8 protein-coding genes and 2 pseudogenes are annotated in these 9793 nt (G+C 46.3%); 4 read left to right on the top strand and 6 right to left on the bottom strand.

What is annotated here, in order from left to right; genetic code table 11:
* Window positions 1–205: pseudogene (locus tag QZW82_RS31450) on the top strand (hypothetical protein); the annotation flags it as partial.
* On the opposite strand, the gene QZW82_RS31445 reads toward QZW82_RS31450, so the two are convergent.
* The 3 genes from QZW82_RS31445 to QZW82_RS31435 form a co-directional block, all read right to left on the bottom strand.
* The gene (locus QZW82_RS31445) at window positions 202–1089 is read right to left on the bottom strand and encodes a GUN4 domain-containing protein (protein ID WP_293158098.1); all 888 of its coding nucleotides are present in this window, start codon (window positions 1087–1089) and stop codon (window positions 202–204) included. The pseudogene QZW82_RS31450 and the gene QZW82_RS31445 overlap by 4 nt on opposite strands.
* Before the next feature lie 464 nt (window positions 1090–1553).
* Entirely contained in the window at window positions 1554–2696 is a 1143-nt protein-coding gene (locus QZW82_RS31440; RefSeq protein ID WP_293158095.1) for a hybrid sensor histidine kinase/response regulator, read from the bottom strand.
* 150 nt (window positions 2697–2846) lie between these two features.
* Window positions 2847–5504 carry a GAF domain-containing protein gene (locus tag QZW82_RS31435; RefSeq protein WP_293158092.1) on the bottom strand — a complete coding sequence of 886 codons (2658 nt, stop codon included), beginning with the start codon at window positions 5502–5504 and terminating at the stop codon, window positions 2847–2849.
* Between the two features lie 294 nt (window positions 5505–5798).
* Here QZW82_RS31435 and QZW82_RS31430 point away from each other — a divergent pair, with 294 nt between their 5' ends.
* Window positions 5799–5966, top strand: coding sequence for a hypothetical protein (locus QZW82_RS31430; RefSeq protein WP_293158089.1), 168 nt, complete (start codon window positions 5799–5801; stop codon window positions 5964–5966).
* A 226-nt stretch (window positions 5967–6192) separates the two neighbouring features.
* On the opposite strand, the gene QZW82_RS31425 is transcribed toward QZW82_RS31430, so the two are convergent.
* Together QZW82_RS31425 and QZW82_RS31420 are read right to left on the bottom strand one after the other, a co-directional pair.
* Complete coding sequence (locus QZW82_RS31425) at window positions 6193–6453, bottom strand: zinc ribbon domain-containing protein (RefSeq protein WP_293158086.1); 261 nt, start codon at window positions 6451–6453, stop codon at window positions 6193–6195.
* Window positions 6419–7456, bottom strand: coding sequence for an RNA-guided endonuclease TnpB family protein (locus tag QZW82_RS31420; RefSeq protein WP_293158083.1), 1038 nt, complete (start codon window positions 7454–7456; stop codon window positions 6419–6421). Before QZW82_RS31420 ends, QZW82_RS31425 begins: the two co-directional genes overlap by 35 nt.
* A gap of 63 nt (window positions 7457–7519) precedes the next feature.
* On the opposite strand from QZW82_RS31420, the gene QZW82_RS31415 reads away from it, so the two are divergent.
* Entirely contained in the window at window positions 7520–7702 is a 183-nt protein-coding gene (locus QZW82_RS31415) for a hypothetical protein (RefSeq protein WP_293158080.1), read from the top strand.
* Window positions 7703–8131: 429 nt separating this feature from the next.
* Here QZW82_RS31415 and QZW82_RS31410 read toward each other — a convergent pair whose 3' ends face one another.
* The gene (locus tag QZW82_RS31410) at window positions 8132–9265 is read right to left on the bottom strand and encodes a glycosyltransferase (RefSeq protein WP_293158077.1); all 1134 of its coding nucleotides are present in this window, start codon (window positions 9263–9265) and stop codon (window positions 8132–8134) included.
* A 441-nt stretch (window positions 9266–9706) separates the two neighbouring features.
* On the opposite strand from QZW82_RS31410, the pseudogene QZW82_RS31405 reads away from it, so the two are divergent.
* Window positions 9707–9793 (top strand): annotated as a pseudogene (locus QZW82_RS31405) (IS1 family transposase); the annotation flags it as partial.

Below are 9793 nucleotides of genomic sequence, written 5' to 3'. Positions count from 1 at the left end.
TAGTTATGCAACTCAAACTATTGAGGGTACTCAGGCATGGGATACTTTTATGTCTCTTGTTGCTACTACACGTCAGTTGGGAATCAGTTTTTTTGATTATGTGCGCGACCGAATTTCTCAACTTGGAGTTATTCCCTCTCTGTCCACTATTATTCGCGAAAAATCTGCTCTTTATCCGTTGGGATTGTCTTGGCAGCCAGATTAACTGCTACCCCTACTTATTGAGCCGATACGAAAATTAGTTAGGGTGCGTCTCAGTTTTGACAGTCGATTCATCTCACCGCTTTCCTGAGTACAGTATGGCGGGAGCCTTCTCTCCGAATTAGGTAACAAGCGCGATCGATGTCTCCAGGCGGTAACGGGGAGGTGTCCGGGGGGAGCATTTTCGCTGAATGAGAGCTCGCTGTAATATTTCCAATTTTCCTTGACTCGCCAGCCGACTCGATCGCACAATTGGGTATAATTTCCGGCGGTACTTTCCCAAATCTGTTGTTGTACGGTGAATCCAAACCGCCCGCTGCTGTGTTGTTGCCAAAGTTTGTCGATCGTGCGAAGGTCTGTAGGAGGAAAACAATCAATATCGGCTGCACTCAGCCAGCCTTCGTCTTCCCTCACAGCGATTTGCAGCAAAATTTCCCAAGTATGTTCGTCTGCTTTGCGCCATTTTCCCGTTTCTAACAGCTTTGTCAGTTGTCGGTAATCCATCCCCACTTCAGAGATAGCCGGAGTTTGGTCAGGTAAGGCGCCGATTTTCTCTTCCAACCGCAGTAGAGTGGTGGCAATGAATTCGGGATTGAGTTGTTCGAGGCGGTAAAGAACCCATTCTAATTGAGATTGCAGGTACGCGCGGGCGATCGCACCTTGCTGCAATTCCTGTTCCAACTCGTCAAATCTGGCCGACCAATTTTGTTGGTGGCGGGCCGATTCCCACATTTGTTTTGCCCACTGCAATCGAACTTGTTCTTGTTTTAAATAAGTTTTGGAAGGCTTGCTTCGCTGCGGGTAGGGAGTCAAATTCCAACCACAAATCGAGCAAAAATCTGCTTTTTTTTCTATGTACTCAGCACCGCACACTGGACAGTCAAACATATTGAAATAAATTCAGTTGCCAAGTAATTATATGACATCTGCCTAATAATTTTCCGATTGTATTCCAAACCCAGACATCGCACGATATCATGCAGTGTCAAACAGGTTTGTAGTGCGGACTTTAGTCCGAGCAGGTTTGTAGTGCGGACTTTAGTCCGAGCCAAAGAAGGACTAAAGTCCTGACTGCGAACCTATTTTTCTGACTCGTGATTGACTGGTTTGTAGTGCGGACTTTAGTCCGAGCCAAAGAAGGACTAAAGTCCTGACTACGAACCTATTTTTCTGACTCGTGATTGACTGGTTTGTAGTGCGGACTTTAGTCAGAGCCAAAGAAGGACTAAAGTCCTGACTACGAACCTATTTTTCTGACTCGTAATTGACCTAATTTAATATGAGACATAATAGATTCCGGGCGTCAGTGTTGAGATTGTAAATTTTGCCGGAAAAGGGCTTTCCCTATCACTCTAACAAGGCAAGCGAATAGTAAACAAGCTGCCTTTACCCAAATCGGATTTGACCACGATCGTGCCGCGGTGAGCTTCGACTATTTGGCGGCAGAGGTGCAGTCCCAAACCTGTGCTGGATTTCTTGTGAGTTCCCGAGCCAAACCTTTCAAATAACTTCGTTTGTTCGGCGGGAGAAATGCCAGCGCCGGTGTCTTGGATTTCCATAATTACCCATGCCAGAGGTTGGTTTTTGAAGCTCGTATAAACAGGTGAATTGGCAGCTTTTAAGCGGACATCTATTGAGCCGCTGTCGGTGAATTTTATCGCATTTCCGATTAAGTTTGTCAGCAAGCGGTGCAGCTCGAGACGATCGCCCGGATACTTGGCAATCGGAGCACTTTCTGCACTTTCACTCAAGTCTAAATTCACCGACAAATTTTTAGCATCGGCTAGGGGAGCGAGTTCTTCGGCTACTTCGGTAATAAGCTGGCGCAAGTCAACCGGAGCGAAACTGAGGGATTTGCGCCCTGCTTCGTAGCGGTAGACTTCGAGGAGCATATTTACCATCGCGATCAGGTTTTTGTTACTGCGAACCATTGTCCCGAAAGCGTCGCGCATGGGGAGCGAGATTTCTCCCAAAGCTCCCTGCTGCATTAAAGTTAGCATTCGATCGGCTGCTACGAGGGGCGTCCGCAAGTCGTGAGCGAGTCTGGAGACAAAATCTTCGCGCTGGAGGGCGATCGAATTTCGTTCGTCTACGCTGTGTTTGAGCCGCAAGAGCGATCGCACCCTCGCCAGCAGTTCGTCCATTTCCACGGGTTTGCGGATAAAATCGTCTGCGCCCATGTCGAGTCCCTGGACTACACTGGCGCTGTCGTGAGCTGTGATCAGCAAAATTGGGATAAAGGGCAATTCCTTATTTTGTCGCATTCGCTGGGTGACTTCGTAACCGTCCATTCCTGGCATCATTACGTCTAGCAATACCAAATCGGGGGTTGACTTGTCGATTTGGCTTAAGGCCGAAAAGCCGTTCTCGGCCGTGCTAATTTCGTAACCTTCTTCTTCCAGGATTGTCTGCACCAGCAAAACATTATCTGGTGCGTCATCTACAACCAGAATGCGATCGGCTTTTGTGGCATTCGGAACAGATAAATAGTTCATTTAATTGTCGGTATGAAAATAAATACTAACTTTAATGTGGCATCCGATTCATGTTTTCACATTTTTCCACTTCTTAACTCTGTCATAAGGAAGATCTCAAAACTTTATCCAATCTTTTTACATTTAGGCTCTCGGATATGATAGTATATGCTACTTTTTTGTCATAGTATGCACGCCGTCCCATTCGTCGGGCGGGGGTATTTCCAAATAGCTGAGGGATCGCTCGATCTGAACTTCCACAGGTCGATCGCTCGGTCGCATAGCTAAAGCCGCCTCAAAATAATTAATAGCTTGCTGAAAATTTCTAGCAATATAAGCATGGCGGCCGTTGTTGTAAAGTTCCAAAAACCTTTCGGTTTCCCCATCGAGGGGCTCGGAATTAATTTGCAGCAACTCGTAAATGCCGACCGGCTGATTTTTGCCCTTAACCCGCACCTTGTCCAACTCTCGCACCCAAATCCGTTCGCGGCACAAATTGTAGGTAAATTCGCTCAAAATTATATCGCAGCCGTACTCCTTTGTAAGCTGTTCCAAGCGGGAACTCAAATTCACCGCATCCCCGATTACGGTGTAATCCATCCGCTTTTCCGAGCCAATATTTCCCGAAACCACCTCTCCAGAACTAATCCCAATTCCGAAGCGAAACGGATCGGCACCTGGGCGAGAATCGTTAAACTCTTTCAAGCGCCGGCGCATATCTAAAGCCGACTGCACCGCCATCCAACCGTGACTTTCCGGGGGATTGAGCGGCAGGGGCGCACCGAACACCGCCATTAAAGCATCGCCGATAAACTTGTCTAAAGTGCCTTCGTAGTGGAAAACGGCCTCCACCATCGTCTCAAAATACTGGTTCAATAGGGCCACAACTTCCGAGGCTCCCAAATTTTCGGTCAGAGTGGTGTAGCCGCGAATGTCGGAAAATAAAATAGTAACTTCTTTGCGTTCGCCCACCATCAGGGAGCCTTCGCCCAAGGCCATGATTTTATCTACGACTCCGGGAGTCATGTAGCGAGACATTGTGGTTTTCATCCGCTTTTCGCGGCTGATGTCTTCGAGTACCACTAAACCGCCGCGCACGCCACCTTCTGGATTAATCAGCGGGTTGACAGTTAAATTCAAACTGCGTTCAATTACTTTAATTCGAGAAGCTGGGATGGGTAGGGGACAATAAGGGTGATAGAGGTCAGCATTCCGCAGCGAAAATAGAGATTGGGAATTAGCTAATTCTGCCTGCGCTACTTCCTCAGTCCAGGCGCTGTTTTCACCCCAAGCGTAATATAAAGTGGGGTCATTGCGATCGGGCACGGCCAAAATGTAACTTTCTGCTTCTGTGTCTGCTGCTGCGGAACTACCAAGGGTTGTTTCCACCAACTGTCCCACAGTTAAACTTTGTTCGGGAACGTAAGATCTGGCAGCAGTGTGAAGACTGTCTTCGACTCGAAATTTCAAATTTTCGATCGGCACAACTTCCCAAACATAGCGATCGATCAGTTTATCTTCCCAAATCGCGAGATTGTGTTTGCTTTTATCTTGATTTACCGGGCAGCCCAACAATTCCAGCGCGGCTTCGTTAATCGTGACTATTCGCCCCTGTAAATCGGTCGAAATGACTGCATCTGAAAGACTTTGCAGCATATCTTTTTGATACTGCTTTTCCACCATCACGTTCTGAAACAGTTGAGAATTTTGCAGCGCCATTCCGGCTTGGGAATTAAATGCTCGCAAAAACTCTTCGTCGGAAGTTGTGAAAGTGCCTTGAGTCTTATTAATTAGCTGAGTCACCCCAATCAGCTCACCTTTGGCGTTATGCACCGGCATACACAAGACAGTGCGAGTGCGATATCCCGTTTGCTGGTCTGTAGATGGGTCAAAGCGGGGATCGTCGTAAGCATCTGTAATATTTAGAGTTTGACCGGTTGAAGCCACGTAGCCTGCAATTCCCTTGTTAGCAGGAATGCGGATTTCGACCATAGTTTTGCCGTCGGCCTTGGCGACTTTTGTCCAGAGTTCGTTGGTTTCCCTATTTAATAAAAATAGCGTGCTGCGATCGGCTTGCATCAAGTCCCGAGCTTGATCCATGACAGAGCGCAAAGTTGTTTCCAAGTCAAGGCTTTGACCCAACGTCGTGGTAGCTCTCAAAAGTGCGGCCACCCCTCGCTGGTTGCGGGCCACGACGTAGAAAGATTGACAGCTTTCGAGAATAATCCCGATCGAATCTGCAAAAGCCTGGAACTGCTGTTCGTCTTCCTCGGTAAAGGGGGCATTGCCAGCTTTGTTTAACAGTCTCACCACCGCTACGGGTTCGTGCTGGCTCTTGCTGCTAAAAATCGGCATACAGAGGATGGTCTCAACCCGGTAGTTCGGCGGTTCGTCTACTTCCACATTAAAATGCTCGTGTTCTCTACCATGCAAGACATTGAGCGATTTTCCAGTAGTTGCTACGTAGCCTAAAATGCCTGCATCCATCGGCAAGCGAATTTCTATATCTTCGCCCGTGAGTCCATCGACTGTTTTGTGCCACAGTTGATTTTTGTTGGCATCTACCAAAAAAATTGTTGTCCGGTCTGCTTGCAAAATTTGACCAATTTTGACAGTGAAGGCATCTAACAGTTGCTCTAAGAGAGTTTCGAGTGCTTCATTGTTAATCAGGTCCATTGCCCTGATAAATTGCTGAAATTCAGCCGTTACAAAGTCGAGCAGGCACACTAATTCAGTAACTGGCAAGCTCTTAACACGAGAGGTCAATGCCCCCATAAAATTGACTTGAGTCAGTGTAGCCAGAACGCTACCAGCATTGGAGAATGTCATGATTAACTGCTTGCTCGGAGGGGTAGATTGACCGGCTGGTCGATCGGTGCTAGATGCTGGGGTGCAAACTGTTTGAGTTGTTTGCTTTTCAACTCAGCATTCGATTGTCGCTTCGATCAATAATGGCTTCATTGTTTGGCGGATGAAAGTTCAGTTTGCTTGTTACAGATGCTCGATCTTTTTTGTTACAACCTTGATACTGATGAGGGTTCGCCAGTTAAAGTTGAACTTGACTTGTGAACCCTGCCAGTCTGAAAATTAGCTAGCAGGCTGTCGATCGCGGGCAATGTAGATTTGACACTCTGTGCTCGGCTGCTGCGCGGTGTAAATGTTTTAGCGCGATCGGCGACCGGTATTTGGTCTGTTGAAGGCGCTACTCTCCCCACCCGCGAAGCATTGCAAAGCTACTCATGGTTTAATGGTAAACGCAACAGATACATTTCACCCGCCACAAGCTGCTAATCAACCTCTACTGTGTATAGCACAGCCTGGGGAGCTTACGTCCACCCTGGATGCGGAGGTATCTCTCAAAGCCTTTAACACAATGTTAAAAGCGCTATTGAAATGTGGATGTCTCCACATTTGTGTATCTACACCAACGTCACCAACGATCGACACATCCATAGATGGTTGATGCTTCAACGCTTGTTTAAAAGGGTATGCAGTTCATCTTTCCGTTCTGAAAAAATTACCCAGAGCTACCCAAATCTAGACTTAACTGGAGATGAGTAATTTTGGTGTTAACTTCCTGTTTCACAGTAGCGACAACATGGCTATTGTCGGGTTTGTCTACTCCGCAGGCTGACGCGGTGGAACTCACCGCCATATCCGAACGTTCTGGAATAAAAATTCCATCAAACCAACGTTCTATGTTTCTCGCCGCATTTAAATCTCTGTCTTGAACATTGCCGCAATCAGGACAGAGGTAGACACGATTCTTTAAGGGCATTTTGTGTCGATGTTTTCCACAATTGTAACAGCAAGTTCTGCGAGCTAGGAAATAATCTATCTACGACTGTTAGTTTAGATAAAAACTTAATCGTTTTGTATTCTAATTGCCGCTTAAATTCGTACATCCCACAATCAGAAATCGCTCCGGCTAATTTGTGATTCTTCAAAAACGCTTTAATATTCAAGTCCTCAATCTTAATCTCGCTGTGGTTTTTGGCAAGATAATTAGTCAGCTTGTGTATGGCGTCTTTTCGGATATTTGCTACTTTAGCATAGAGTTTGCTCAGTTTCTCGATTGATTTAGCACGATTAATAGAGCCTTTGACTTTACGACTTACGTCCCGCTGTTTTCGCTTGATATTTTTGCTCATCCGTCGGTAAGCTTTGGGATTCGCAAAGACTTTGCCGTCGGAGCAGACAGCAAGTTCTTTAATCCCGATATCAACACCAACAACGGGACGACTTGTTGCAACTTCTGGTAATTCAACTTCGTATTTGATGGCAATAAACCACCTATTGGCGGTGCGACCAATTACGCAATTGTGAACTGCTGTCAGCGGCAATGGTTCGGTAAGTTTTACCCATCCGATCGATGGCAATTTGACTCGCTTGCCATCGTTATTAATTCCTGGCTTTGCTTTGGTTCCTGATTCTAGGTAAAAGGAATCTTTTTGTCCCTTTTTCTTGAATCTCGGTTGCTTTGATGTTTTTTTGAAACACCTTTCCCAGGCTTGACGCAAGTCTCCTAATGCTTTTTGTGGGACATTTTTATTGGTTTCATAGTACCAGTTATTTGCTGATTTTACTTCGGCAACCAACCGTTTGTGCAAGTCAATGGCTGATGGTATTTTGAGTGTTTTGTCGAATTCGCGTTGTTTGAGCAAATCTTGAATCAGGGCGTTCCCCCAGTTGTAACTGTGTCTGGCAACGCCTGATGCTTTTTTGAAAGCTGTAATTTGCTTGTTGTTCGGGATTAATGCGCTTCGGAAACTTAAAAGCATTGATTCGACCTTTCAATGTTTGGTACAAGTGGATTAACCTACCTACATATGCAGGTGGTGTTAATGCCTTTTCAAGCACACACATACGGCGCTCTCAAACGACTTGCGGAACCAACAGACAAGGCGGTTATTGCGTTTAGGGGGTATGAAGGACAGAAAGAGAAACTCAAAGCTATCCCCGATCGGCAAGAAAGGCTGAGATTGTTTGTTGACCAATTAATTGGGGAAGAGGGACAAACTGGGTAGTTTTGGGTAGACATGGGTAGAAATTAACTTTCAGTCCACAACTCTGATATTTTACCGTGTTTTGTTAAGACATTCCACCAACTCAACTACTTTACCAATACAGCAGGATAGCTACGGCGATCCGATCGCCAAAAAAGTTCGATCGATCTTTGAGGACATCCCTCCTCGCTAGAAACTGCCTCGGGACGGAACCTAAGCTGTTGGTAATGTTTGGCCTACATTCGGCACCCTCAACTGTCACAATCGGTTTTTACTTATTTTTATCGACCAATTAAGTAATAAATTATACTTTTCTACCGTATGTTGGCCGATATAAATTGGAAAAAAGCATAATTTATCACTTGAAAAAGCGATTTTTCTGAGTAATTATACTGTGTGACACCATAAGGTGCCGAATGCAGAGTTTAAAAGCGCGACAGCTTGTGAAATTTAAGCAGCAGAGGCCATGGACTGGGCAAATACGACCGATCGATAGTAGCCTCGTAGTTGGTTAGTCGCCGCCGCCCAACCCCAGCGTTCGGCTTCAGAGCGAGCGTTTTGGCGGAGGGTTTCCCGTTCTTCGGGATTCGCAAACAGGCGCTGGGTGGCAGCCACTGCTCCGGCTTCATCGGCGGGGTCAAATAAATAGCCGTTAACACCGTCTGTCACAATATCGGGAATTCCGCCACTGCGAGCCGCCACTACGGGCGTCCCCGCAGCCATAGCTTCGAGGAGCACTAAGCCCAAGGTTTCGGTACGGGACGGAAAAATGAAGGCATCAGCAGATGCGTAAGCAGAAGCCAATTCTTGCCCCTTGAGGTAGCCAACAAAATTTGTGGGGGTGCCGGCAAAATATTGTTCGAGGGTTTGGCGGTGCGGGCCGTCTCCCACTAGGGCGAGGCGGGCGCCGGGAATGGCGGCGAGGACTGGTTTGATCGATTCGATTTCTTTTTCGGCACCGAGGCGACCGACGTAGAGGAGTAAGGGGCTATCTGGGTTATTTTCAGAAAGGCGCGATCGCATTTCTCGACTCGTCAATTCGGGGACAAACATTTCGGTATCTACACCGCGCTGCCACAAGTCTACTCGCTCAATGCCATGAGTTCTCAACTCATCCACCATTGCTGTAGAAGTGCACAGATTTAATTCAGCTTGATTGTGCGCCCCTTTGAGCAATTCCCACAGCAATGGTTCGAGCATTCCAAAACCGTAATGGTGCAAGTATTTCGGTAAATGCGTGTGGTAAGAAGCCAAAATCGGAATATTGAACTTTTTGCCGTAATATATCCCGCCCAATCCCAAAATAGCGGGATTGACAACATGAATAAGATCCGGTTGAAACTTCTGTAATTGTTGACCTATAGCCGGACTGGGCAGTGCCATTTTCAGTTCCGGGTACATCGGTAAAGGCAAACCCTCAACACCGTAAACTCGGGCACCTTTGTATTCTGTAATTCCGTAATCTGGAGAAAATATCAGAACTTGTTCGCCCGATCGCTGCAAGTGATCTACAGTGTGAATTAGGCGCGTCACAATGCCGTCTATTTTCGGCCAAAATGTTTCAGTGAACAGAGCAATTTTCATAAAAAGAAGGAAGAAGGAAGAAGGAAGAAGGAAGAGGGAAGTCGGAAGAGGGAAGAAGAAAGTCGGAAGAAAGCTGTAGTTATACAAGTTCTCATAAACATGAGGTATGCCAAATTCTGCTACTCTCAGTAGAGAGAACACACACTGCGGGCGAGCGTCTTTACCGGAGAGAAACCTCAGAAAGCTTAGAGAAACTATCAATTACCAATTCCCGATCGCCCATTACCAGACATACCTCATCTTTTTGACAAAGGCTATATTCTTTATATATTGTTTAGGAAATCGATACTCCCAGTCTTTCGCAAATGTCGGGGTGAGTAACAGGATATACTGCCTCGCGAGGAGTAAGTAATTGGGCAACATCGTCCGTATTATATTGATGCTGTTGCTGTACAAATTCTGGGCGTTGCTGAGTTAGAGTATGAATAGGAGGAATAATTTATGCAATGCCCTGAATGTAAATCAACCCATATCCGTAAAAACGGCAAGAAGAAAGGAAAACAAAATCACATTTGTGTCCAATGCAGT

The organism is Microcoleus sp. bin48.metabat.b7b8b9.023 (assembly GCF_013299185.1).
Taxonomy (GTDB): Bacteria; Cyanobacteriota; Cyanobacteriia; order Cyanobacteriales; family Microcoleaceae; genus Microcoleus.
Note: the sequence above shows the minus strand (reverse complement) of the source record. Positions and strands in the feature narration are given on the sequence as shown.